Here is a 23815-nt window from a genome sequence, read left to right as displayed (position 1 = left end):
GTTCGATTCTGTTCAAATCAAAAGGCCTTGCAGGCTGCCGTTTGTCCCCGGATTTGCCCAAACGGATGTGTCGTTTTCACATCCGAATATCGATCCTAATGGTTAATCATCGCTTATTGAAGCCGAAATGCGGTAACACCATGGCGATATCCCGTCAAAAAATGTTCACAAGGTTTCTTGGTAAACCGCTGGTTTAGATCAGGATTCCGGCTTCGGCCGAACACGTTCTGTTACCGTTAGCCTTAATGCGTGAACAGAGCTGTCCACAGGCGCGCCATATTCCAGCCGAAACCCCGATACAGGGGCCAAATCTTGCATTGCAAGCTGGTCCCGGCCTTACGTCCAATGCATGTCGTCCGAAAGCGACCTCGGTTTTGGCGAAGGACATGCAGCAAACAAAGACCTGGGAGCGCGTGACGCGATGCGCTTCAAGGTGTGTCGAGAAGCGTAGAAAGCTGCCATTTGCAGGCAGCCTCACCTGAATATCAACACACTTAGGAGGCGAGCCGGTCGACGCGGCCGGTCTCCGGGTCGATGCCATATTCCTTGAGCTTGCGGTAGAGTGTCGAACGGCCGATGCCGAGGCGGCGCGCGACTTCGCTCATCTGGCCGTTATAATGATCGATGGCGAGCTTGATCATCTCGAGTTCGACATCGGCCAGCGCCCGCACATTGCCGCGTTCGTCGAGCGCCCGCAACGTACCGAATCTGGGCTGAAGCACGGCCAGCCGGTCAGGCTCGGCCATCGGGGTGGTATCGCCGTCCGGGGCCTCCTCATCGCGCGGTCCTGGAGGCGATGAAAAGTGCGGTGCCGTGTCGTCCGTTTCGAGATTGATGGTGCCTTCCACCTGCGCCCGGATCTGCGGGAAGTCATCGACATCGAGCACATCGCCGTCACACAGCACCGAGGCGCGGAAGACGGCGTTTTCGAGCTGCCTGATGTTGCCGGGCCAGTCATAGGCCTGCAGCACGGCAAGGGCGGAAGCCGAAATGCCTTGCAGGCGGTGGCGCGGGTCGGCGGGCGCCACCTTTTCCATGAAGTGCGTGACCAGATGCGGGATGTCGTCGCGGCGGTCGCGTAGCGGCGGCACGAAGATCGGGTAGACATTCAGCCGGTAGAACAGGTCCTCGCGGAACTTGCCGTCCTTGACCTGCTGCAGGAGGTTGCGGTGCGTCGCTGAAATCAGCCTGATGTCGACCCTGACGGTGGCGCGGCCGCCGACCGGATCGACCTCACCGTCCTGCACGGCGCGCAGCAGCTTGACCTGCACGTCGAGCGGCAGGTCACCGATCTCGTCGAGGAACAGCGTACCCGAATGCGCTTCGACGAACTTGCCGGTGTGCTTGTCGGTGGCGCCGGTGAACGAGCCCTTCTCGTGCCCGAACAGGATCGATTCGACCAGATTGTCGGGAATGGCGCCGCAATTGACGGTGACGAACGGTTTCGAGCGGCGGTCGCCGGTGCCCTGGATGGCGCGCGCCACCAGTTCCTTGCCGACGCCGGATTCGCCTTCGATCAGGATCGGGATGTTGGAGGCGGCCGCTTTCTGTCCGAGGCGTATCACCCTGTCCATGGCCGGACTGTGGGTGATCATGTCCCTGAAGGTCAAAAGCCCGCCGCGCTTGCGCGATGTGCGCTTGACCTCGCCCTCGACCGCCTCGACCTTGAGCGCATTGGCGATCGACGCCTGCAGCCTGTCGGGCGAAGCCGGCTTGACGACGAAATCGAAGGCGCCATGGCGCATCGCAGAAACCACGGTTTCGATGCCGCCCTGGGCGGTTTGGACGATGACCGGGACGGTGATGTCGCGTTCGCGCATCGCCTTCAGCACGCCGATGCCGTCGAGACCGGGCATGACCAGGTCGAGGATCACCACCGAGACGTCGCGGGCGCCGGATCCGTCGAGCACGTCGAGGCCGGCGGCGCCGCCGTCGACGACGATTGCCGTGTGGCCGAAGCGTGTGACCGCCGCCTCGAGCAACCGGCGTTGCACGGGATCGTCATCGACTATGAGAATGGAACCTGTCATGACTTTATGAGTTGCCCGCTCGAAATCCCGATGGATCATCTTGGCACAGGGTTCTAAATAAGCTTTCAAAAAACCCGGTGAACGAATTGCTTAGGATTTGACCGGCTTCTCTGTTCCCCTTGAATTCTCTCTTCTTGATGAAAAAAAGGTATTGTCGATGCGCATGATGTTTGGTCGGCGGCTTGCGGCACCAGCGTCCGGTCAGGGCGCGGCCGAGCTTGGCGATCTGCCGGAATGGAACCTTGCCGACCTCTATGCCGGCATGGAAGCCCCGGAACTGAAGCGTGACATCGCCAGGGCCGCCGCCGACGCGATCGCTTTCGAGAGCCGCTGGAAGGGCACGCTCGCCGCCGAGGCCGGGCGCGGCAGCGCCGGCAAGCTTGGCGAGGCGCTGGTCGCCTACGAGGCGCTGGAGGAACTGATCGGCCGCATCGTCTCCTATGCCGGCCTGGTCTACGCCGGCAACACCGCCGATCCGCAGCGCGCCAAGCTCTATGGCGACATCCAGGAGAAGATGACCGACGCCAGCGCGCATCTTCTGTTCTTCGCGCTCGAACTGAACCTGATCGAGGACGCCGCGATCGAAGGCGCACTGGCCGGCGATTCCGCTTTCGGCCACTATCGGCCCTGGGTGCTCGACCTCAGAATGGACAAGCCCTACCAGCTCGAGGATCGAGTCGAGCAGCTTTTCCACGAGAAGTCGATTACCGGACGCGGCGCCTGGAACCGCCTTTTCGACGAGACGATGACCGACCTCCGCTTCGACGTCGATGGCGAGGAGCTGACGCTGGAGCCGGCGCTCAACCGCCTGCAGGATGCCGATGGCGAGGTGCGCCGCCGCGCCTCCGAGGCGCTGGCCGCGACCTTCCGCAAGAATTTGCGCACCTTCACGCTGATCACCAACACGCTGGCCAAGGACAAGGAAATATCCGACCGTTGGCGCGGCTTCGAGGACATCGCCGATTCACGCCATCTCGCCAACCGTGTCGAGCGCGGCGTCGTCGATGCGCTCGCCACCGCGGTGCGCGAGGCCTATCCGCGCCTTTCGCACCGCTACTACGCCATGAAGGCGCGCTGGCTCGGCATGGACGTGATGAACCACTGGGACCGCAACGCGCCGCTGCCGGAGACACCGCAAGCGGTGATCGGCTGGGACGAAGCCAGGAACACCGTGCTGTCCGCCTATCAGCGCTTCTCGCCCGAGATGGCCGAGATCGCCCGCAGCTTCTTCGACCGCAACTGGATCGACGCGCCGGTGCGCCCGGGCAAGTCGCCAGGCGCCTTTGCGCATCCCACCGTGCCGTCGGCGCACCCCTACGTGCTGCTCAACTACATGGGCAAGCCGCGTGACGTGATGACGCTGGCGCATGAACTCGGCCACGGCGTGCACCAGGTGCTGGCCGCCGGCCAGGGCGCGCTGATGGCCTCGACGCCACTGACGCTGGCCGAGACGGCTTCCGTCTTCGGCGAGATGCTGACCTTCCGCTCGCTGCTCGAGCAGACCACTGACAGGCGTGAGCGCAAGGCCATGCTCGCCCAGAAGGTCGAGGACATGATCAACACGGTGGTGCGCCAGATCGCCTTCTACGAATTCGAACGCAAGGTGCATGCCGAGCGCCGCAACGGCGAACTGACATCCGACAGGCTCGGCCAGTTCTGGCTGGAAGTGCAGGCCGAAAGCCTCGGTCCCGCGATCAAGCTGCGCGATGGCTATGAGGTATTCTGGACCTACATCCCGCACTTCATCCACTCGCCCTTCTACGTCTATGCCTATGCTTTTGGCGACTGCCTGGTGAACTCGCTCTACGCCGTTTACCAGAACGCCGAGCGCGGCTTCCAGGACAAGTATTTCGAGATGCTGCGCGCCGGCGGCACCAAGCATCATTCGCAGCTTCTGGCGCCCTTCGGCCTCGACGCCACCGACCCCGCCTTCTGGCAGATCGGGCTCGGTGTCATCAGCGGCCTGATCGACGAACTGGAAACGCTCGACGGTTGAGACCTCTAAGCCTGCGAAAAACAGTTTAGCCGGAATGCATGTTTGGATCGCACTATTCCTGCGCTAAATATTTGTTCTTGAAGAACTCTCGACGGACGTTTTCCCGTAGCTTTCCGCAAGCTCTATGATAGCCTTCGCTGCAAGCTCAGCCGGAGCGCATGCGGATCGGCGAGGGAAAATCTCAGCCGGACGTGACGCTCAGGCGAACGCGACAACGGCCGTTGGCCATGGGCAAGCAAAGCCGATTGCCGACCGCTCGAACCGAGGCCGGCTGTTCTGCGAACCCGCGGAACCATCATCGAGAAGTCCATCGCCGAAGGTCATGACCCACGGCAGACGGATCTGACTGGAGAGAGACAATGGGCACTTTTATCTACATGCTCCTGGCGTTCCTTGTGGGTGTATTGGTTGGCTGGTTCATCTGGGGTCGCCTGCGTGGTGAGCTCGACGGTCTGCGCGGCGACCTCGACCGCACCCGCAGCGAGCGCGACCGGCTGCGCGCCGACAGCGACCGTCTGACCGGCGAACTCAATGCATGCGGCAAGACACGCGCCGACCTCGAGCGCCAGTTGCGCGACGCGCAGGCTTCCACGGGTGGCGGAGCAAAGGCCGCCAGCCAGCCTCCGGCAGCCCTGCTGTCGACGCCCGCCGCGGCCAAATTCGCTCCGGCGGCAACCAAGGCTGCACCGGCCAAACCGGCCGCCGCTAAGCCGGCAGCGGCGAAACCCGCCGCGGCCAAGGCCACAGATCCAGCCAAACCCGCGGCGAGCAAACCCGCGGCCGCCGGCTCGGCAACCAAGAGCGCGGCCGCTCCTAAGCCAGTTGCTCCCAAGACAGTTGCTCCCAAGCCAGCCGCACCGGCAGCGGCCAAACCAGACAATCTGCGCCGGCTGATCGGCATCGGCCCGGTCAACGAGAAGCTGCTCAAGGGACAAGGCGTGACCACCTTCGCCCAGATCGCCGCCTGGACTACCGCCGACATCGAGCGAATCGAGCACGCCCTGCAATTCGGCGGCCGCGTCGAGCGTGAGCGCTGGGTGGAACAGGCCAAGCTGCTGGCATCCGGCAATGAGGCGGAATTCGCAAAACAATTTCCGAGCGCCGGAACCTCCAGCAACACCTGAACGCTGGAGGCGGATTATTAAGCCGGCGGCGCCAAAGGCCCGCCGGTTTTGTTTTTGGCAGGCAAGGCCGGCTATAGGTCGGCTTTGAGGGGCAAGGTGCCGTTCCCTCGATTGCACGCGAGCGGCCCCCCATATAGAGCGATCGTCGGCTTCATCGATCCCGGTTCCCATGTCCCTGCCCGCCGCCATTTTCCGCAACGACGAAAGCGCGCGCCAGCTCGTTTTCGACCGGCCGGCCGACATTATCGTCGCGCGTGAGGCGAAGGACTTCCCGGCGGCGTTGCAAGCAGCACAGGCGGCCCATGATGCCGGCAAATGGCTGGCCGGCTATTTCTCCTACGAGGCCGGCTACCTGCTCGAACCGAAACTCGTTCCCTTGCTGCCGAAGGGACGTCGCGCGCCGCTGGTCCGCCTCGGCGTCTTCGACGCTCCGGTCGAGGAAGCAGTGCCACAGCGCAACACAGCGGCAACGAACGGTCCGATCTTCGATGCAAGGGCGGCCTGGTCGTTCGAGGATTACGAGAAGCGGTTCTCGCGGTTGCACCAGCACATCAGGCAAGGCGATTGCTACCAGGGCAATCTGACCTTTCCGGTGCAGGCGCAATGGACCGGCGATCCGCTTGCCGCTTTCGATGCGCTGACCGAACGCCAGCCGGTGAAGTATGGCGCGCTGGTGGCGCTGGGTGACCCGATCGTGCTGTCGCGCTCGCCCGAACTGTTCTTCGAGATCGATGCCGCAGGGATGATCGAGACCCATCCGATGAAAGGCACGGCACCGCGCGGCGCGACCAAAGCCGAGGACGAGCGGCAGAAGACCTTCCTGCGCAATGACGAAAAGAACCAGGCCGAGAACCGGATGATCGTCGACCTCCTGCGCAACGACATCTCGCTGATCAGCGAGGTCGGCACGCTGGAGGTGCCGGAACTGTTCCGCATCGAGAGCTACCCGACCGTCCATCAGATGGTGAGCGACGTCAGGGCGAAGCTGCTGCCGGGGCTCTCGATCCACCAGATCTTTGCAGCCCTCTTTCCCTGTGGCTCGATCACCGGAGCGCCCAAAATCCGTGCCATGGAGATCCTGCACGACCTGGAGGGCACGCCGCGTGATGTCTATTGCGGCGCCATCGGCTGGATTGCGCCCGGCGGCACGATGCGTTTTTCCGTGGCGATCCGCACCATCTCGCTCTTCGCCAATGGCGAGGCCGTCTACAATGTCGGCGGCGGCATCGTCTTCGATTCGACGCCTGAGGAGGAGTATCAGGAGTGTCTGCTCAAAGCCCGCTTCGCGACGGGGACGCCGCCGATTTCGAGCTGATCGAGACCATGCGCTGGCAGCCGGAGACGGGCTTCCTGCGCTTCGATCGCCACCTTGTGCGCCTCTATGGCTCGGCGGCGGAACTCGGCTTCGCCTGCGGTCCGCAGGGAATAGGCGCCGTGCTGGGCAACGCCGTCGACGGGTCCCGAACCGCCATGCGCACGCGGCTCGCTTTGGCGCGCAACGGCGAAGCCACCGCCTCGGCGCACCCCTACGAACCGCTCGCTGCCGACAAGGTCTGGAAGCTGCGGCTGGCGCGGACGCGGCTCGATTCCGGCAATACGCTGCTGCGCCACAAGACCAGCCGGCGCCACCTCTACACCCACGCCCGCTCCGAATATCTCATCACCCAGGCCGACGAGGTGATCCTGGCCAATGAGCGCGGCGAAATCTGCGAAGGAACCATCACCAACGTCTTCGCCGATTTCGGCGACGGCGTGCTGGCAACGCCCCGGCTCGATTGCGGCCTGCTGCCTGGCGTATTGCGCGCCGAGCTTCTGGATGAAGGCCGGGCGGCGGAAGCGATCTACACCTACGATGATCTGAAGTCGGCCAAGGTACTCTTTGTCGGCAATTCGCTGCGCGGCCTGATCCCCGCAAGGCTGGCGTGACCAGGAGAATGCCATGTTCGTCGTTTCGCTGAACTACAAGGTGCCTCTGACCGAGATCGACCGCTTGCAGGCGGCGCATATCGAATGGCTGAAGGCCTGCTATGCGGAGGGCGTCTTCATCGCCTCCGGGCCGAAGAAACCGCGTACCGGCGGCGTCATCATCGCCCAATGCCCGCGCGATATCCTCGACGAGAGGCTAGCTGCCGACCCTTTCGCCAAGGCAGGCGCCGCGGACTACGATGTCACCGAATTCCTGGCCAGGATGACCGCCGCCAGTCTCGACGCTTTCAAGGAAGCATGAGCTTGGTCGAGGCCCTGCCCACCCACACCCCCTATGACGGCTCGTCGAAGCTGTTCAACATCGGGCTGAAGCCCCTTGAGCCGGCAAACTGGATCGAGGTCGACGACCATCTTCTGCCCTATCTCGCCGAGAAGCGCCGGCTTTATGCTGAAATCCCCGAGCGGGTCTTCGTCGAGGAGGACGGCACGCGCGACGCCCAACGCGAAGTGCTCGACTTGCTCGGCGCCTACCTGCCGGAGCGATTTCCGCACACCCATCGCCGCACCGATGCGGGTGTCGAGGTCGTGGGCGCCGCGAACCACCCTGCTTTGCCTTCGGACCTTGCCGACGCGCCGCTGGTCGCTGCCTCGCTGCTGGTCCAGGAAGACCTGATCCTGATGCGCCGCGACGACAGCGGCTGGCGGCTCGCGGCGGGTTCGTTATGCTTTCCCTCATCCTGGTCGCTGCTCGAAAAGTTCGGCAAGCCGCTGCAGCAGATCCACGAACCCGTGCCGGGCTTCGGCCCGGGCACGCGCCCTGCCGCATTGATCAACCGCATGTTCGACGGCCTGCAGGGCCAGGCGGTCGAGCGCTTCAACTGGTCGATCCAGGCCGACAATGCGCTCTACCATCCACTATCGAATGTCGAGCGCATCGACCGCGCCACCAACCGGCCGACGCGCTTCCCCGACGGTGACGTCAAGGCGCACGGCTTCATCCGCGTCGAGCGTCAGACGCTGCGCAAATTGCCGTCCTCACGCGACATCCTGTTCACCATCCGCATCCATCTCGACCCGCTCGCCGTGCTGGCGCGGCACCCCGACCGGGCGACGCTCGCAGTGTCTTTTGCCGCCCAGCTCTAAGCGCTCGACCTCGACCAACTCGACTATAAGGGCCTGACATCGGACCGCGACCGGCTGATCTCGGTCCTTAACCACATGGCCAGGGACGGCTAGCCCGGGTTGGCGCTTTTCGCTGGTTTATGACAATGATCTGTGATGTAGCGCATGACCGTTGGGCGAAAATGCCCTCTGGTTTTGCAGGTGTTTGCCTGGTTTTTGCATATGTCCGAAGGAGTGCTCGATAAAATGGCGAATGAAAACTGGCCCGTTTACGGTGAGATTACCGGCCCCGTGGTGATGATCGGCTTCGGTTCGATCGGCCGGGGAACGCTGCCTCTCCTCGAACGCCATTTCAAGTTCGACAAGTCGCGCATGACGGTCCTCGACCCGCGCGACACCGACCGCAAGCTGCTCGACGAGCGCGGCATCGCCTTCGTCCAGGAAGCGGTGAGCGAGAAGAACTACAAGAAGCTTCTGACGCCGCTGCTGACCAATGGCGGCGGCCAGGGCTTTTGCATCAATTTGTCGGTCGATACCGGCTCGGTGGACCTGATGCGCCTCTGCCGCAAGCTCGGCGTGCTCTACATCGACACCGTCGTCGAGCCGTGGCTCGGCTTTTATTTCGACGCCAAGGCCGACAATGCCAGCCGCACCAACTATGCGCTGCGCGAAGCGCTGATCAAGGAGAAGCACGACAAGCCTGGCGGCGCCACCGCCGTCTCCACCTGCGGCGCCAACCCCGGCATGGTTTCGTGGTTCGTCAAGCAGGCGCTGGTGAACCTCGCCACCGATCTTGACCTGGAATTCTCTGAGCCCGCGCAGGACGACCGCGAGGGCTGGGCCAAGCTGATGAAGAAGGCCGGCGTCAAGGGCATCCACATCGCCGAGCGCGACACCCAGCGCGCCAAGAAGCCGAAGCCGATGGATGTGTTCTGGAACACCTGGTCGGTCGAGGGCTTCATCTCCGAAGGCCTGCAGCCGGCCGAGCTCGGTTGGGGCACGCATGAGAAGTGGATGCCGAAGAACGGCAAGAAGCACAAGCACGGCTCCAAGGCCGCGATCTATCTGGAGCAGCCCGGCGCCAACACGCGCGTGCGCTCCTGGTGCCCGACGCCGGGCCCGCAATACGGCCTGCTGGTGACGCACAACGAGGCGATCTCGATCGCCGATTTCTTCACCGTGCGCTCCAAGAAGGGCAAGGTTCAGTACCGCCCCACCTGCCACTACGCCTACCACCCCTGCAACGACGCGATGCTGTCGCTGGACGAAATGTTCGGCGCCGCCGGCAAGCCTCAAGCCGTGCACCACGTGCTCGACGAGAACGAGTTGGTCGACGGTGTCGACGAACTCGGCGTCCTGCTCTACGGCCACGACAAGAATGCCTACTGGTACGGCTCGCACCTCTCGCTCGCCGAGGCGCGCAAGCTGGCGCCCTATCAGAATGCCACTGGCATGCAGGTCACTTCGGCCGTTCTCGCCGGCATGGTCTGGGCCCTGGAAAACCCGGATGCCGGCATCGTCGAGGCCGACGAGATGGACTACAAGCGCTGCCTGGAAGTGCAGGCGCCCTATCTCGGACCGGTCGAAGGCCATTACACCGACTGGACGCCGCTCGACAGGCGCCCGGGCCTCTTCCCGGAGGACCTCGACCGCAGCGACCCGTGGCAATTCCGCAACATCCTCGTCCGATAGCACTCAGCAGAACACCCGCCCCTGCCTTGCAATCGCCCGGAAATCGGGCGATTGAAGGCATGCGGACTGAGGAGAGGGTTTTCATATGAATATTGCACGCAAGAGTCTTTCGATGAGCGTCGCAGCCGTTGCGTTGGCGGGGCTTGCTGCCTGTACGACCAGCGGGCCCAATGAGCCGCCGATGGCGGCGGCGCCGAAAGGCGTCGAAGGCTCGTGGATCGACGGCACGGGCAAGGCGCTTTCGACATTCAACGGCGGAAAATACAAGACTGTTTCCGCCGAGACCGGAGAGCCGTTCGCCGAGGGCACTTACACCATGACCGGCGCCACATCGCTCGAGATCACCGGCACCTCGTTGATCCGCCACACGCAGATCAACACCAACTGCCTGATGGTGTCCATCAACCAGCTCAACTGCACGGACTCGGCCGGCAAGAACTTCGTGTTTACACGTCGTACTTGAACCAGCACTAACCGAGCTAAAGGACGGCGGCCCTGTGGCCGCCGTCCTTTTTTGCATTTGCAAATACCCCGGGTTTTTCGCCGGCAAATACCCCCGGTTGTGCGCTTGCAAACAACCCCCGGCATTTCCGCTTGCGTCAGCCGGAACGCGATGGGAACATGGTCAAAACGCTGGCTGTTATACCCCAGTCAAGCAAAGGCGCTAAACGCCTCTGGTCAGCCTACCGGGAGACGAAGATGAAGAAATTTGCCGCCATTGCCGCCCTGTCCGTATCGACGCTTGGCCTGTCGGCCGGCGCATCCTTTGCCGACTACACACTGAACATTTTGCATTTCAATGATTGGCACAGCCGCATCGAAGGCAACAACAAATACGAATCGACCTGTTCGGCCGATGAAGAAACCAAGGGCGAATGCATCGGCGGCGCCGGCCGGCTGATCACGGCGGTCGCCCAGGAACGCAAGAAGCTCGAAGGTCAGAACGTGCTGCTGCTCAATGCCGGCGACAGCTTCCAGGGATCGCTGTTCTACACCACCTACAAAGGCACCGTGGAAGAGGAATTCCTCAATCAGATAAAGCCCGACGCGGTGACGCTCGGCAACCACGAATTCGACGACGGCGAGAGCGCGCTGGTGCCTTTCCTCGACAAGGCGAAGTTCCCGATCGTCAGTGCCAATGTCGTGCCCAACGACAAATCCGGCGCAGCCGGCAAGATCAAGCCGTCGATCGTCGTCGAGGTCGGCGGACAGAAGATCGGCATCATCGGCGCCGTCACCAACGACACGCCGGAACTCGCCTCGCCCGGCCCCAACATCGCCATCGCGGACGACGTCAAGTCGATCACCGCCGAGGTCGAGAAGCTGAAGGCGCAAGGCGTCAACAAGATCATCGCCGTCACCCATATCGGCTATCGGCGCGAGCGCGATGTCATTGCCAAGATCCCGGGCATCGATGTCGTCGTCGGTGGCCACAGCCACTCGCTTCTGTCGAACACCGACCCGAAGGCAGAAGGCCCCTATCCGACGATGGTGGACAATCCCGACGGCTACAAGGTGCCGGTCGTGCAGGCGGCCTCCTATTCGAAATATCTCGGTGAGTTCAAGATCGTGTTCGACGACAATGGCGTCGTCAAATCGGCCAGCGGCGACCCGATCTATCTCGACAAGTCGATCACTCCCGATCCCGCCGTGCTCGCCCGCATCAAGGAACTTGGCGCACCGATCGAGGCCCTGAAGAACAAGGAAGTGGCCGAGACCACCGACGTCATCGACGGCAGCCGCGAGAATTGCCGCGCCAAGGAATGCGCGATGGGCAACCTCGTCTCCGACGCCATCCTCGACCGCGTCAAGGGACAGGGTGTCGAGATCGTCATCTCCAATGGTGGCGGCCTGCGCGCCTCGATCGACAAGGGCACCGTCACCATGGGTGAGGTGCTGACCGTGCTGCCGTTCCAGAACACGCTGGCGACCTTCCAGATTTCCGGTAAGGACCTGGTGGCCGGTCTCGAAGGCGGCCTCAGCCAGATCGAGGACGGCGCCGGCCGCTTCCCGCAGGTGGCGGGCCTCAAATATTCCTTCGACAAGTCGGTCGCGCCCAATGCCGGCCGCGTCAAATCCGTCGAAGTGATGGAGAACGGCGCCTGGACGCCGATCAATCCCGACAAGGACTATCTCGTCGCCACCAACAACTATGTCCGCCAGGGCGGCGACGGCTACAAAATCTTCGCCGAAAAGGCCAAGAACGCCTATGATTATGGTCCCGGTCTCGAACAGGTCGTTGCCGACTATCTCGCCGCCCACCGGCCCTACACGCCCAGGCTCGACGGCCGCATCACCGAGATCGCCGCGACCGTTGCCGCAGCACCGGCAGCACCTGCCGCCGAGCCTGCCAAGCCAGCCGAGACCGCGCCGGCAACCCCGGCGCCCGCTCCTGCAACGCCAGCGCCAGCCGAGGCCGCCAAGCCGGCTGAACCGGCAAAGCCCGCGGATGCCGCCCCTGCAATGCCGGAACTGCCCGCCAACTCGGGCGATATCGCCAACACGCCACCGGCCATATCGACGGAGGCAGCACCGCCGCCACCGGCCCCGCCGGCTCCCGCTGCTCCGGCACCGGCACCAGCCGAACCGGCAAAACCGGCTGAACCTGCTCCTGCACCCGCGGCGCCCGCGCCGGCAGAACCCGCAAAGCCTGTCGAACCGGCAAAGCCCGCGGAAGCCGCACCAGCCACAGGCAGCCATGTTATCGTCGCCGGCGATACCTATTGGGATCTGGCCAAGCAAGCCTATGGCGACGCGACCAAGTGGAAACTCATCTACGAGGCCAACAAGGGTCAAAGGCCTCACCAGCTCAAGCTCGGCGCGACGCTGACAATCCCGGCGAAGTAACCTCCCTTCGCCCTTTCAGGAATGAAACCCGCCCGGGAACCGGGCGGGTTTCATGTTTTCGGCCTAAGGTGCGGCCAGACGCTGCATTGAAAGCCCGCGCAAGATGGTTAGGTTCGCGTCTCCTGGAGAACCCGTATGACGCCTTCCACTCCTGTCGATTCCAAAGCCGCGAAGGCCCTCGGCCCACGGCCGGCCGGGCATCCGCCGGTCAAGACCGGCAAGATCGGCGTCATGCTGATCAATCTCGGCACGCCTGACGGCACCGATTTCAAGCCGATGTGGCGGTATCTCCGCGAGTTCCTGTCCGATCCGCGCGTCATCGAGCTCAACAGGGCGATCTGGTACCCGATCCTTTACGGCCTGGTGCTCACGATGCGGCCGAAGAAGTCGGGCGCCAACTATGCCCGGATCTGGAACCGGGAGAAGAACGAGTCGCCGCTGCGCACCTACACCCGCGCCCAGGGCGAAAAGCTGGCCGAAGCGTTGCGCGACCTGCCTGATGTCGTCGTCGATTGGGCGATGCGTTACGGCAATCCTTCGACCGCAAGTGTCGCCGAGAGGCTGGTCGCACAGGGCTGCGACCGCATTCTTTCGTTCCCGCTCTATCCCCAGTATTCGGCGACCACGACGGCAACAGCCAACGACCAGCTGTTTCGCGCCCTGATGAAGATGCGCCGCGCACCGGCCATCCGCAGCGTGCCGCCTTACTATGACGAGCCTGTCTATATCGAGGCGCTGGCGCGTTCGATCGAGCAGAACCTCGCAACGCTGGATTTCGAACCAGAGGTGGTCATCACCTCCTATCACGGCATCCCAAAGCCCTATTTCGAGAAGGGCGATCCCTATTATTGCCACTGCCAGAAGACGACACGGCTGTTGCGCGAACGGCTCGGCTGGGATGACAAGAAACTGATCATCACCTTCCAGTCGCGCTTCGGCGCGCAGGAATGGCTGCAGCCCTACACCGACAAGACAGTAGAGAAACTGGGCAAGGACGGCGTCAAGTCGATCGCCATCGTCAATCCCGGCTTTTCCGTCGACTGCATCGAGACGCTGGATGAGATCGGCCGGGAAGCGGCGGAGACTTTCCATCACGCCGGCGGCAAGAATTTTGCGCACATCCCTTGCCTCAACGATAGCGCCGAAGGCATGGCGGTGATCGAGGCGATGGTGCGGCGTGAATTGTTAGGCTGGATCTGACACCCGGAACAACGGCCACTCCGGGGCGTTGAGCGGCACCCTCCGGAGAACTAAATGTCCCGCAAACTCGACCTCAGAACTGGCCGGCCCGTCTGGTCCGCCTATCGCGCGCCTGCCGTTCCGACATCGGCGCTGACCCGCGACGTCAAGACCGACGTGCTGATCATCGGCATGGGCATCAGCGGCGCCATGATGGCAGAGGCGCTGACGGCGGACGGTCATGCCGTGATCTGCATCGACCGGCGCGGGCCGCTGAAAGGCTCGACCGCCGCGACTACAGCGCTGGTCCAGTTCGAAATCGACCAGCCGCTTTCGACGCTCTCGAAGATGATCGGCAAGACCAAGGCACAGCAGGCCTGGCGCCGCTCGCGGCTCGCCGTTTCCAACCTGGCTGGCCGCATCGAGGATCTCGCAATCGACTGTCGCCTGCGGCGCACCCAGTCGCTTTATCTTGCCGGCACGCTGCTTGGCCCATCGGAACTGCATGCTGAAGCCGAAGCGCGGCGGCAAGCGGGCATTGCCGCCACCTATCTGACGCCGCAGCCGCTGGCGGAGACATTCGGCATCGACCGCGGCGGCGCCATTCTCAGCCATGGCAACATCGCGCTCGACCCGCGCAGGCTGACCGCCGGGCTGCTGCTCAAGGCGCTGGAGCGCAAGGCCCGCTTCCACGCGCCCGTCGAAGCGACGGCGATCGAAGACAATGCCGACGCGGTGGCCGTGGCCACGAAAGACGGCCCCACCATAACGGCACGGCATGTGGTTCTGGCCACCGGGTACGAACTGGTCGACATCGTGCCGGCCACCGCTCACCGGATCATCTCGACCTGGGCGATCGCGACGCGCCCGCAGCCCCAAAAACTCTGGCCGCAGGCAGCGTTCATCTGGGAGGCGTCGGATCCCTACCTCTACATGCGCGCGACGCCGGATGGCCGTGTCATTTGCGGCGGCGAGGACGAGGATTTTGTCGACGAGACCCGGCGCGATGAACTGATCGCCGACAAGAGCGCCCGCATCGCCGAAAAGCTGGGCCGCCTGTTGCCCCATCTCGACGTAAGGCCCGAATTCGCCTGGACCGGCTCCTTCGGCACAACCACCACCGGCCTGCCCTATATCGGAGCTATCCCCAGACATCCTCGCATCCATGCGGTGATGGGTTATGGCGGCAATGGCATCACCTTTTCGCGCATCGCTTCCGAAATTGTCTCGGCCTCGATCAAAGGACTGGACGACACGGATGCAGAGCTGTTCGCCTTCAACCGGTGAGTGCAAACCGACAAACAATCCTTCATCACCTGATTGTAACGCACCTGAAACACACTTAAGTCTTTGGTGAAGTCGGCTGCGCGGGAATGGCTCTCGCGGCCTGCTTCTGAGGGAGAGCCAAATGGATTTCAGTGGTTTCGATATTGCGGTCATTGTTCTTGTCGCACTTGTCGTGCTGGTGCTGTTCAAAGGCATCAAGACAGTTCCGCAAGGCTACAACTATACCGTCGAACGCTTTGGTCGTTACACTAGGACACTGAGCCCCGGCCTCAATATCATCACCCCGTTCGTCGACCGCATCGGCGCCAAGATGAACATGATGGAACAGGTGCTCGACGTTCCGAGCCAGGAGATCATCACCCGCGACAACGCCATCGTCGGCGTCGACGGCATCGCCTTCTACCAGATCCTCAACGCGGCACAGGCCGCTTACCAGGTTGCCGGCCTGCAGAACGCCATTCTCAACTTGACGATGACCAACATCCGTACCGTCATGGGCTCGATGGACCTCGATGAGCTGTTGTCGAACCGCGACGCTATCAACGAACGCCTGCTGCGCGTCGTCGACGAGGCGGCGCATCCGTGGGGCATCAAGATCACCCGCGTCGAGATCAAGGATATCAACCCACCGGCCAACCTCATCGAATCGATGGGCCGCCAGATGACCGCCGAGCGTAACAAGCGCGCGCAGATCCTCGCCGCCGAAGGCCTCAAGCAATCGCAGATCCTGGAAGCCGAAGGCCGCAAGGAAGCCGCCTTCCGTGACGCCGAGGCTCGCGAGCGCTCGGCCGAGGCCGAAGCCCGCGCCACGCAGGTGGTGTCGGAAGCGATTTCCAAGGGCGACGTGCAGGCGCTGAATTACTTCGTCGCGCTGAAATACACCGAAGCTCTTGGCAGGATCGGCACCGCCACCAACAGCAAGATCGTGCTGATGCCCTTCGAGGCGTCGTCGCTGATCGGCTCGCTCGGCGGCATCGGCGAAATCGCCAAGGAAGTCTTCCGCAGCGAAGGCACGACCGGTTCGCAGAGGCAGGCCGCCCGCCCGCCAGTCGTGCGTCCGACCGATAATTGAAGTCTCCAACAGAGGAGAACACCATGATCGATCGTGTCATTTCCGAACTCGGCCCGTGGAGCTGGATGGTTCTGGGCTTCGTCCTGCTGGTGATGGAAATCATCGCGCCCGGCATCTTCATGCTGTGGATCGGCATCGCCGCGCTGATCATCGGCGCGGTGTCGCTGCTGATCTGGGACGCGGCATTCTGGACCTGGCAGGTTCAGGTCCTCGCGTTCCTCGCGCTGTCGCTGGTCTCGGCCTATGTCGGCAAGAGGGTGGTCGGCAGCCGCAATGATCCGACCGACCAGCCGCTACTTAACCGGCGCGGCGCGCAGATGGTCGGTCGCATGGCGACGCTCGCCGAACCGATCGCCAACGGCCGCGGCCGCATCAAGCTCGGCGACACGCTATGGCGCGTCTCCGGCCCGGACCTGCCCGCCGGCACGCAGGTGCGCGTGACGAGTGCTGCGGATACCGATCTGGAATTGACGGTGGAACGCGTCTGAAATTTTCAACCCGGGCGGCGGTGCACAAGATGTGTTGAGGTTCAGGTCAGGCCGAGTCGAAAATGGCTGATACCGAGAGCCGGAGCGGAGCGTACTTTTCGTACGTGAGCTCAGTTCTACTGCGACGCAATAGAACGGGGAAGCGCAGGTAGGTAGTGTCTCAGTTTGAAATTTAGCAATTGCGGTTTCTGACGGCAAACGGCATAGACCCGTCACATCAAGTTGTGTTGACGCACAAGTTGATGGAAGTCGGCGGTGGTGCTCAGAAGCGCGGCGATGATTATTTCCTCACGAGGGGCGCTTGCCGTCTCATCGCCATGAACGGCGATCCCAGCAAACCAGAGATTGCTGGCGCACAAGCTTACTTCGTCGTGCAGACGCATAGAATGGAGCAGGAGGACGCGCTTTCGGCCGATGAGAAGCGCCTCCAGCTTCGCGAACGTGTAAAGACGGCTTTTCGGGTTGTCAGCGGTGTTGCTCAGGGCGCGGGCCTGTCGAGCAAGAAACAGCCGCTCTTTCACGATGCGCGATATCAAGGGCTGTATGGCATGAGCCGACGTGATGTGCTGGCAAAAAAGGGCCTACAGCAAGATGACAACCCATTCGATCACGCTGGTCCGCTCGAACTTTCAGCGAACGAATTTCAGATGAATGTCGCGGCTGACGTGATCCAAAAGGAAGGCATCAAGGGAGAATACAACCTAATTTCCAAGGACAAGGCCATAGCTCACGATGTCCGCCAGACGATGCGGAACAGTGGCGCGACGATGCCCGAAAATTTGCCGACCGCTGAACCCATAAAGGACGTGGCAAAACGGCTAAGGCAGCATAGGAAACTGGCCGCTAAGGCTTTGCCAGCGCTTAGCAGCTGCCTGCTTGGCGATCTCGGTGCGCCGCTCTGGCGTCATATTGGCGGCGCGCTTCTTTCCGCCCTTCGCGCCAAGCGACTTCGCGGCAGGGTCTTTGCCGTCGTCAATCACGTCGTCGGCTTCATCGCCGGTGGCAATGCGCATGACGCGGACGGCATTGCCGATAACGTCGGCGGGGCGCTTCTGGCCTTTAGGTCCGGTTGGCATCCGGGGCGTCCTCCAAGGTCGCAATATAGTGTATTGGGCTGCCGCTCGCGTACACGGTGAAGCTCTTGTTTCCCGAGCGGTCGCGTTTCACGGTAAGTGAGGTAGTGGGGCGCGGCGCGTTTCGTGGGAGTGGTGATGCAGCAGGTGGCAGGTGGCTCAAGGCTAGACGCCAAAGAAGTACAGCCCGTTGGCCTTTAGCCAACGACTTCTCTGGGATGGAATCCTCCCATTGGTCAGGAGCCCCATGGCGTACAATCTTCCAAATTCGCGGCATATGTCCGGCTCATGCTTTCCGGTAAGCATATAGGCGGTTCGGCCTATTGGAGCAAACGCGGCGAGGCGGTTTCGCCTAACCGGCAAATTTCAAACTGAGACACTACCCGCAGGTATCAGCCGTTCGCAGGCCGGCCTCACCTGAATATCAATGCACCTCAGGCAGCACCGATTCGCAGCAGGTCGTGGAAATGCACCACGCCGAGCGGCATGTTGTTCTTGGTCACCACCAGCGCACCGATATTGTGCTCGTTGAGCAGCGCGATCGCCGTGCCGGCAAGCGTCTGCGGGTCGACCGTCTTGGGCGTGCGGGTCATCACCTCGTCGACGATGACGTCGGCCAGGTGGCGGTGCAGGTTGCGCGCGACATCGCCGTCGGTGATGATCCCGGCCAATTCGCCATTGGTGTCGACGATCAGGACGCAGCCGACCTTCTTGTGCGACAGCGTCATGACCGCTTCCGGCATCTTGGTGCCGAGAAGTGCCAGCGGAATCTGGTCGCCTACCCGCATGATCTCGGAGACCAGCGTCAAATTGGCGCCGAGCTGGCCGCCGGGATGGAAGGTGCGGAAATGATCCGGCGTGAAGCCGCGCGCCTCGAGCAACGCTATCGCCAGAGCATCGCCGATGACCAGTTGCAGTAGTGTCGATGTCGTCGGCGCCAGGCCGTGCGGACAGGCCTCGGGGGTGCGCGGCAAAAGCAGCACCACATCGGCCGCACGCGCCAGCGCCGATGTCTCCCCAGCAGTTATGGCAATAAGCGGAATGGAGAAGCGCCTGGAATAGGCGATGATGCCCTTGAGCTCGAGGCTTTCGCCCGACCACGACATGGCGATGATAGCATCGTCCTTGGCGATCATGCCGAGATCGCCATGGTTGGCCTCGACGGGATGGACGAAGAAGGCTGGCGTGCCGGTCGAAGCCAGCGTCGCCGCGATCTTCGAGCCGATATGGCCGCTTTTGCCGACGCCGGTGACGATCAGCCGGCCCTCGATCTTCGAGATCATGTCGACGGCTTGCGCGAAAGGCGCGGCCAGTCCGTTCTCGAGCGCTTCGGCCAGGGCGGCGATCCCGGCCTGCTCGGTCGCCACCGTTCTCAGTGCCGAATCAATCGACGCTTGCCTGTCCAGGGGCTTCTTATCCAGGGATTTCGCATGCATGGGTGATGCGATTAGCGCTTTGCCGCCCGCCTGTCCAACAGAAATGGCACTGACGCCCAGACGGCGAAGGCCTCGGACGCGCCACACGATCCCGCAAACAGCGGCACTTTAACCGGACGAACGATCGCTGCCTCAACCCTCCGTTAACCATCCCCATTTACGGTTCGGTAAGTATGGCGCGCATAGCGCCGCGCAAGCAGTGGTGGCGATGTCCGGGGCCCAGCCAGAAAAATCGAGAGGACGACAGGGCAAGGCGGTCTGCGCCTTGCTGCTGGCAACCAGCATGCTTGCCTTGCTGCGCCCGATCGCCCTTCATGCCCAGGAAACCGAGCTGCGCGGCGAGGTTTCCGAATCGGCGATCCTGTCCGACCAGCAGCGCAAGGCAAGGCAGCTCGCCGTTGCCGCCCAGGGCCAGCAGGCGTCGGGTAATACCGCGCAGGACGATACGCCGTCGCGCACCTATCTGCCGGCCAGCGCCGGCGCCGTCCCAGACGACACGGGCGTCGATGCCGCCACCGGCAGCGTTTTTGATCCACCGCAGGCGACCGACGACACCTCCACCGACAATCCGACGCCGCCCAAGCCTCGCCGCCGCCCATCGAACGCCAAGCAGAACGCGACGGATCAGGACAAGGCCAAAGCGGGCGCCAAGACGGCCGACAAGTCGAAAAAGAAGAAAAAAACGACGGCTGCAACCACCGGCACAACCGCGTCAACGACGGCCTCCACGACGGACGCCGCCGGTACGACCGACACGGATGAGGAGACGGCCAACCGCCGTGCCCTCACCGTCGACAGCGCCGACAGGCAGAAGCTTGACCCCGGCGCCGAGCGCACCGCCGCCATTGAGGGCCAGAACAAGAAGGCCGAAGAGGATCCGTTCGCGCCGACCGGCGTCAAATGGGGCTCCTTCGTCATCCGCCCGTCGATCGAACAGGGGCTGACCGCCACCACGAATGCCGATTCGAGCAGTGCCGGCACCTCGGCGCTGCTGTCGGAGACGGCGTTGCGTTTTACCGCCGTTTCCGACTGGCGCGAAAACTCCGCCACCATCGACGGCTATGGCCTGTTTCGCGAAACCGTGTCGGGCTACCCCGTTCACAATGCGCAAGGCCGCATCGAAGGCCAGCTCAATGTCGACCTCGACAATGAACTGCGCGCTATAGCCAAGCTCGGCTACGAAGCCGTGCCGGAATCGGCATCGTCGCCCGATGCCATTGCCGGCGTCAGCACCCAGCCGCTGCGCCAGACGATCGACGGCAGCCTCGGCGTCGAAAAGCATGTCGGCAAGATGCAGTACACGCTGACCGGCGCGGTCTCGCACGACTTCTACGGCGACGCCAAGCTTTCGGACGGCACCACGCTGTCGCAGAAGGATCAGGATAACACGCTCTACACGGCGACCTTGCGCACCGGTTACGAAATCTCCCCGGCCCTCACCCCGTTCACCGAAATCGAAGTCGGCCGCCGAGCCTATGATCAGCGCATCGACAATGAAGGCTTCGAGCGCTCCTCGACGCGGCTCGGCGCCCGCGCCGGCCTGCAACTCGACATGGGTGAGAAGCTGTCAGGCGAATTCTCGGCCGGCTGGCTGCGGGAGGCGATCGATGACAAGAGCCTGGAGGCGATTTCGGGCGCAACCGTCAATGCCGACCTCAAATGGTCGCCGGAGCGCGGCACCACGATCGGCCTGACCGGCAAGACCACCGTCGAGACCACGACCACATCAGGTGAAAGCGGCGATATCCTCTACTCCGGTCGCCTGACAGGTGAACGCCAGATCCGCGCCAATCTGACCGCGAATGCGGCGCTCGGCCTCGACTGGCGCCACTATGTCGGCATCGATGGCCATGACCAGATCTTGAGCGTCGAAACTGGGCTGACCTGGTGGCTGAACCGCTATGCCGGTCTCACCACAAGGGTGAGGACTGAAAAGCTGACCAGCAACCTGCCCGGCCGCGACTACACCGCCAACAGCATCTATCTCGGCCTGAAAGTGCAGCGCTGAAGGCACATGCGCCAAGGGTATGTCGAGATTCAGGTCAGGCCGAGAATGGCTGATACCGAGAACCGGAGCGGAGCGTACTTGAAGTACGTGAGCACAGTTCTACTGCGACGCAGTAGAACGGGGAAGCGCAGGCACTGGCCATCCGCAGGCCGGCATCACCTGAATATCGGCGTACCCTAAAACGCAGCCCCGCGGCGCTCTGACGGCTTCATTTCGTCAAGCAGCGTGCGGATGACGCCGGCCATGTTCTCGTTCATGTCGCTGCGCCACAGCGCGAAGGCGACATTGGCCTCGACAAAACCTTCCGGCGAACCGCAATCGAAGGTGCGGCCCTTATAGTGGTAACCGTAGAAGGCCTGCTGCTTTTCCAGCTTCAGCATCGCGTCGGTGAGCTGTATTTCGTTGCCGGCGCCCTTTTCCTGGCCTTCGAGGATCTTGAATATCTCGGGCTGCAGGATGTAGCGGCCGTTGATGTAGAGGTTGGAGGGTGCTGTACCGGTCTTCGGCTTCTCCACCATCTCGGTGATGCGGAAGCCGTGATGCGTGTCCTCGCCGCGACCGACGATGCCGTATTTGTGGGCCTCCGCCGGGTCGCATTCCTGCACGGCGATGATGTTGTTGCCGGTTTCCTCGTAGAGCTCGACCATCGCCTTCATACAGCTCTTCTCCGACTGCATGATCATGTCGGGCAATAGAAGCGCGAACGGCTCGTCGCCGACCAGTTCCCGCGCGCACCAGACGGCATGGCCCAGCCCCATCGGCACCTGCTGGCGGGTGAAGCTGGTCTGCCCCGGCCCCGGCTGCAGCCGCTGCAGCCGGGCAAGCTGCTCGTCCTTGCCGCGCTGGGCCAGCGTGTCATAGAGTTCGAACTGGATATCGAAATGGTCCTCGATGACCGCCTTGTTTCGGCCCGTCACGAAGATGAAATGCTCGATGCCCGCTTCGCGCGCCTCATCCACCACATACTGGATGACCGGCCGGTCGACGACGGTCAGCATCTCCTTGGGAACAGCCTTGGTGGCCGGGAGGAACCGCGTGCCGAGACCGGCGACTGGGAAAACTGCCTTGCGAACTCTTTTCATGCTTTCAATTATCCGTTTGCTGCCCGGCTCCGCAATCCCTGTCTCGCGACATTTTCACGCCGGAATTGAAGATTACTGGAGCGGGTGAGGGAAACTTCCACCGGTTAAAGCATCGAGGTGTCTTTTCGTTCCAGGCGACACCTATGGTAAACTAATTCCTAACCCGGTTCGGCGATGAATGGTCATTCCTGAGACAGAGAAGGGGGAAAACATGTCCGTTCGCAATGTCGCAAAACATTTTACCAGCGTCATGACGGCGGCCAGCCTCTCGCTCGCTTTGCTGATGCCTGCCGGACCAGCCTTCGCCGACGCCGGTTTCCGGCAATGGGTCGCCGGCTTCCGTGCCACCGCCTTGGCCGGCGGCGTTTCCGGCTCTGTCTACGACCAGGCTTTCCGGGACATCAAGGAGCCCGATCCGGTGGTGCTGGATAAGGCGCGCACGCAGCCTGAATTCACGGCACCCGCCTGGGATTATTTCGACAACCGCGTCCACGACCAGTCCAAAGCCGTCGGCCAGCAGATGGCCAAGAAATGGAAGCCTTGGCTGGACAGGATCGAGGCGCGGTTCGGCGTCGACCGCTACATTCTGCTCGCCATCTGGTCGATGGAATCGAACTATGGCGAGATCCTCAAGCGTGACGACATCATGCGCAACGTGGTGCGTTCGCTGGCGACACTCGGTTATGGCGATCCGAAGCGGTCGAAATATGCCCGCACCCAGTTGGTCGCGGCGCTGAAGATCCTGCAGACCGGCGACATCGACGAAAGCCACCTGATGGGCTCCTGGGCCGGCGCCATGGGCCAGACCCAGTTCATTCCCACCAGCTACCAGCATTATGCCGTCGACATGGACGGCAACGGCAAGCGCGATATCTGGAATTCCATCCCCGATGCGCTGGCGACATCAGCCAATCTGTTGAAGAAGAATGGCTGGCAGGCCGGCAAGACCTGGGGCTACGAAGTCACGATACCGGCCGGAAAACTGCCCGCCGGATCGAAGACGCTGGCGCAATGGCAGGCGCTCGGCGTCGTCAGGGCCAATGGCAAACCGTTCAAGAATCCCACCGACAAGGCGACGCTGAAGGTGCCGGATGGCCGTGGCGGGCCTGCCTTCCTGATGATCAGGAATTTTTCCGTCATCAAGGCCTACAACAACGCCGACAAATATGCCCTCGCGGTCGGCCTTCTTGCCGACGAGATCGCCGGCTCCAGTGGGCTCGTGCAGGACTGGCACCGGCCTTTCACCAAGCTCTCCTTCGAGGAAAGGCAGGAATTGCAGAAGCGGCTTTCGCAGCACGGGCTTTATGACGGCAAGTTCGACGGCAAGATCGGTGACGGCACCAAAACAGCCATCATGACCTATCAGGCAAAGGTCGGCTTGACCCAGGACGGTTACCCGAGCATGGAAGTGCTCAAATGGCTCAGACAAAAATAGAGCCGACCACGGCGCCAC

Annotated in this window: 18 protein-coding genes and 1 pseudogene; 16 read left to right on the top strand and 3 right to left on the bottom strand. The window is 62.6% G+C overall.

All coding sequences use genetic code 11. The features are described 5' to 3' along the window. Positions 1–494: 494 nt before the first annotated feature. On the bottom strand, positions 495–2030 hold the full coding sequence (locus HGP13_RS09790; protein WP_172224555.1) for a sigma-54 dependent transcriptional regulator: 1536 nt from the start codon (positions 2028–2030) through the stop codon (positions 495–497). 157 nt (positions 2031–2187) lie between these two features. Between HGP13_RS09790 and HGP13_RS09785 the strand changes: the two genes are divergently transcribed. From HGP13_RS09785 to HGP13_RS09720, 14 genes and pseudogenes are all read left to right on the top strand, one after another. Continuing rightward, entirely contained in the window at positions 2188–4026 is a 1839-nt protein-coding gene (locus HGP13_RS09785; RefSeq protein WP_172224552.1) for a M3 family oligoendopeptidase, read from the top strand. 359 nt (positions 4027–4385) lie between these two features. Then, positions 4386–5150 carry a proton-conducting membrane transporter gene (locus tag HGP13_RS09780; protein WP_172224549.1) on the top strand — a complete coding sequence of 255 codons (765 nt, stop codon included), beginning with the start codon at positions 4386–4388 and terminating at the stop codon, positions 5148–5150. Between the two features lie 169 nt (positions 5151–5319). After that, positions 5320–6465 (top strand): aminodeoxychorismate synthase component I, encoded by a 1146-nt coding sequence (locus tag HGP13_RS09775; protein ID WP_172224546.1) that lies wholly within the window; start codon positions 5320–5322, stop codon positions 6463–6465. Further along, positions 6414–7076 carry an aminotransferase class IV family protein gene (locus tag HGP13_RS09770; protein WP_172224543.1) on the top strand — a complete coding sequence of 221 codons (663 nt, stop codon included), beginning with the start codon at positions 6414–6416 and terminating at the stop codon, positions 7074–7076. Before HGP13_RS09775 ends, HGP13_RS09770 begins: the two co-directional genes overlap by 52 nt. Positions 7077–7089: 13 nt before the next feature. Further along, entirely contained in the window at positions 7090–7377 is a 288-nt protein-coding gene (locus HGP13_RS09765) for a YciI family protein (RefSeq protein ID WP_172224539.1), read from the top strand. After that, a pseudogene (locus HGP13_RS09760) lies at positions 7374–8312 on the top strand (DUF3445 domain-containing protein). The gene HGP13_RS09765 and the pseudogene HGP13_RS09760 overlap by 4 nt, the downstream one beginning before the upstream one ends. Positions 8313–8444: 132 nt before the next feature. Next, entirely contained in the window at positions 8445–9890 is a 1446-nt protein-coding gene (locus HGP13_RS09755; RefSeq protein ID WP_172224536.1) for a homospermidine synthase, read from the top strand. A 112-nt stretch (positions 9891–10002) separates the two neighbouring features. Beyond that, positions 10003–10353: a hypothetical protein gene (locus HGP13_RS09750; RefSeq protein ID WP_348647134.1), complete on the top strand. Its 351-nt coding sequence runs from the start codon at positions 10003–10005 to the stop codon at positions 10351–10353. Between the two features lie 236 nt (positions 10354–10589). Continuing rightward, positions 10590–12737: a bifunctional UDP-sugar hydrolase/5'-nucleotidase gene (locus HGP13_RS09745; RefSeq protein ID WP_172224531.1), complete on the top strand. Its 2148-nt coding sequence runs from the start codon at positions 10590–10592 to the stop codon at positions 12735–12737. 135 nt (positions 12738–12872) lie between these two features. Then, positions 12873–13937, top strand: a complete 1065-nt coding sequence (gene hemH, locus HGP13_RS09740; protein WP_172224528.1) for a ferrochelatase — start codon at positions 12873–12875, stop codon at positions 13935–13937. A 54-nt stretch (positions 13938–13991) separates the two neighbouring features. Then, on the top strand, positions 13992–15203 hold the full coding sequence (locus HGP13_RS09735) for an FAD-binding oxidoreductase (protein WP_172224525.1): 1212 nt from the start codon (positions 13992–13994) through the stop codon (positions 15201–15203). A gap of 121 nt (positions 15204–15324) precedes the next feature. Continuing rightward, positions 15325–16275 carry an SPFH domain-containing protein gene (locus tag HGP13_RS09730; RefSeq protein ID WP_172224522.1) on the top strand — a complete coding sequence of 317 codons (951 nt, stop codon included), beginning with the start codon at positions 15325–15327 and terminating at the stop codon, positions 16273–16275. A 23-nt stretch (positions 16276–16298) separates the two neighbouring features. After that, positions 16299–16763: an NfeD family protein gene (locus HGP13_RS09725; RefSeq protein WP_172224519.1), complete on the top strand. Its 465-nt coding sequence runs from the start codon at positions 16299–16301 to the stop codon at positions 16761–16763. Between the two features lie 179 nt (positions 16764–16942). Next, the gene (locus HGP13_RS09720) at positions 16943–17899 is read left to right on the top strand and encodes a hypothetical protein (RefSeq protein ID WP_172224516.1); all 957 of its coding nucleotides are present in this window, start codon (positions 16943–16945) and stop codon (positions 17897–17899) included. A gap of 371 nt (positions 17900–18270) precedes the next feature. Here HGP13_RS09720 and HGP13_RS09715 read toward each other — a convergent pair whose 3' ends face one another. Beyond that, positions 18271–19272 (bottom strand): KpsF/GutQ family sugar-phosphate isomerase, encoded by a 1002-nt coding sequence (locus HGP13_RS09715; RefSeq protein WP_172224513.1) that lies wholly within the window; start codon positions 19270–19272, stop codon positions 18271–18273. Between the two features lie 208 nt (positions 19273–19480). Between HGP13_RS09715 and HGP13_RS09710 the strand changes: the two genes are divergently transcribed. Further along, on the top strand, positions 19481–21280 hold the full coding sequence (locus tag HGP13_RS09710) for an outer membrane beta-barrel protein (RefSeq protein ID WP_172224510.1): 1800 nt from the start codon (positions 19481–19483) through the stop codon (positions 21278–21280). 176 nt (positions 21281–21456) lie between these two features. Here the strand turns inward: HGP13_RS09710 and galU are convergent, their stop codons facing one another. Beyond that, complete coding sequence (gene galU, locus HGP13_RS09705) at positions 21457–22362, bottom strand: UTP--glucose-1-phosphate uridylyltransferase GalU (RefSeq protein WP_172224507.1); 906 nt, start codon at positions 22360–22362, stop codon at positions 21457–21459. Between the two features lie 211 nt (positions 22363–22573). Here galU and HGP13_RS09700 point away from each other — a divergent pair, with 211 nt between their 5' ends. Further along, the gene (locus HGP13_RS09700; RefSeq protein WP_172224504.1) at positions 22574–23797 is read left to right on the top strand and encodes a lytic murein transglycosylase; all 1224 of its coding nucleotides are present in this window, start codon (positions 22574–22576) and stop codon (positions 23795–23797) included. Positions 23798–23815 lie beyond the last annotated feature (18 nt).

This window comes from Mesorhizobium sp. NZP2077, from assembly GCF_013170805.1.
In the GTDB taxonomy this organism is placed as follows: domain Bacteria; phylum Pseudomonadota; class Alphaproteobacteria; order Rhizobiales; family Rhizobiaceae; genus Mesorhizobium.
Note: the sequence above shows the minus strand (reverse complement) of the source record. Positions and strands in the feature narration are given on the sequence as shown.

Coding starts and splice junctions, on each gene's coding strand:
- galU (WP_172224507.1), bottom strand. CDS start 22,362: ATGAAAAGAGTTCGCAAGGCAGTTTTCCCAGTCGCCGGTCTCGGCACG.
- HGP13_RS09745 (WP_172224531.1), top strand. CDS start 10,590: ATGAAGAAATTTGCCGCCATTGCCGCCCTGTCCGTATCGACGCTTGGC.
- HGP13_RS09710 (WP_172224510.1), top strand. CDS start 19,481: ATGTCCGGGGCCCAGCCAGAAAAATCGAGAGGACGACAGGGCAAGGCG.
- HGP13_RS09775 (WP_172224546.1), top strand. CDS start 5,320: ATGTCCCTGCCCGCCGCCATTTTCCGCAACGACGAAAGCGCGCGCCAG.
- HGP13_RS09735 (WP_172224525.1), top strand. CDS start 13,992: ATGTCCCGCAAACTCGACCTCAGAACTGGCCGGCCCGTCTGGTCCGCC.
- hemH (WP_172224528.1), top strand. CDS start 12,873: ATGACGCCTTCCACTCCTGTCGATTCCAAAGCCGCGAAGGCCCTCGGC.
- HGP13_RS09780 (WP_172224549.1), top strand. CDS start 4,386: ATGGGCACTTTTATCTACATGCTCCTGGCGTTCCTTGTGGGTGTATTG.
- HGP13_RS09700 (WP_172224504.1), top strand. CDS start 22,574: ATGTCCGTTCGCAATGTCGCAAAACATTTTACCAGCGTCATGACGGCG.
- HGP13_RS09715 (WP_172224513.1), bottom strand. CDS start 19,272: ATGCATGCGAAATCCCTGGATAAGAAGCCCCTGGACAGGCAAGCGTCG.
- HGP13_RS09790 (WP_172224555.1), bottom strand. CDS start 2,030: ATGACAGGTTCCATTCTCATAGTCGATGACGATCCCGTGCAACGCCGG.
- HGP13_RS09765 (WP_172224539.1), top strand. CDS start 7,090: ATGTTCGTCGTTTCGCTGAACTACAAGGTGCCTCTGACCGAGATCGAC.
- HGP13_RS09750 (WP_348647134.1), top strand. CDS start 10,003: ATGAGCGTCGCAGCCGTTGCGTTGGCGGGGCTTGCTGCCTGTACGACC.
- HGP13_RS09725 (WP_172224519.1), top strand. CDS start 16,299: ATGATCGATCGTGTCATTTCCGAACTCGGCCCGTGGAGCTGGATGGTT.
- HGP13_RS09785 (WP_172224552.1), top strand. CDS start 2,188: ATGCGCATGATGTTTGGTCGGCGGCTTGCGGCACCAGCGTCCGGTCAG.
- HGP13_RS09730 (WP_172224522.1), top strand. CDS start 15,325: ATGGATTTCAGTGGTTTCGATATTGCGGTCATTGTTCTTGTCGCACTT.
- HGP13_RS09755 (WP_172224536.1), top strand. CDS start 8,445: ATGGCGAATGAAAACTGGCCCGTTTACGGTGAGATTACCGGCCCCGTG.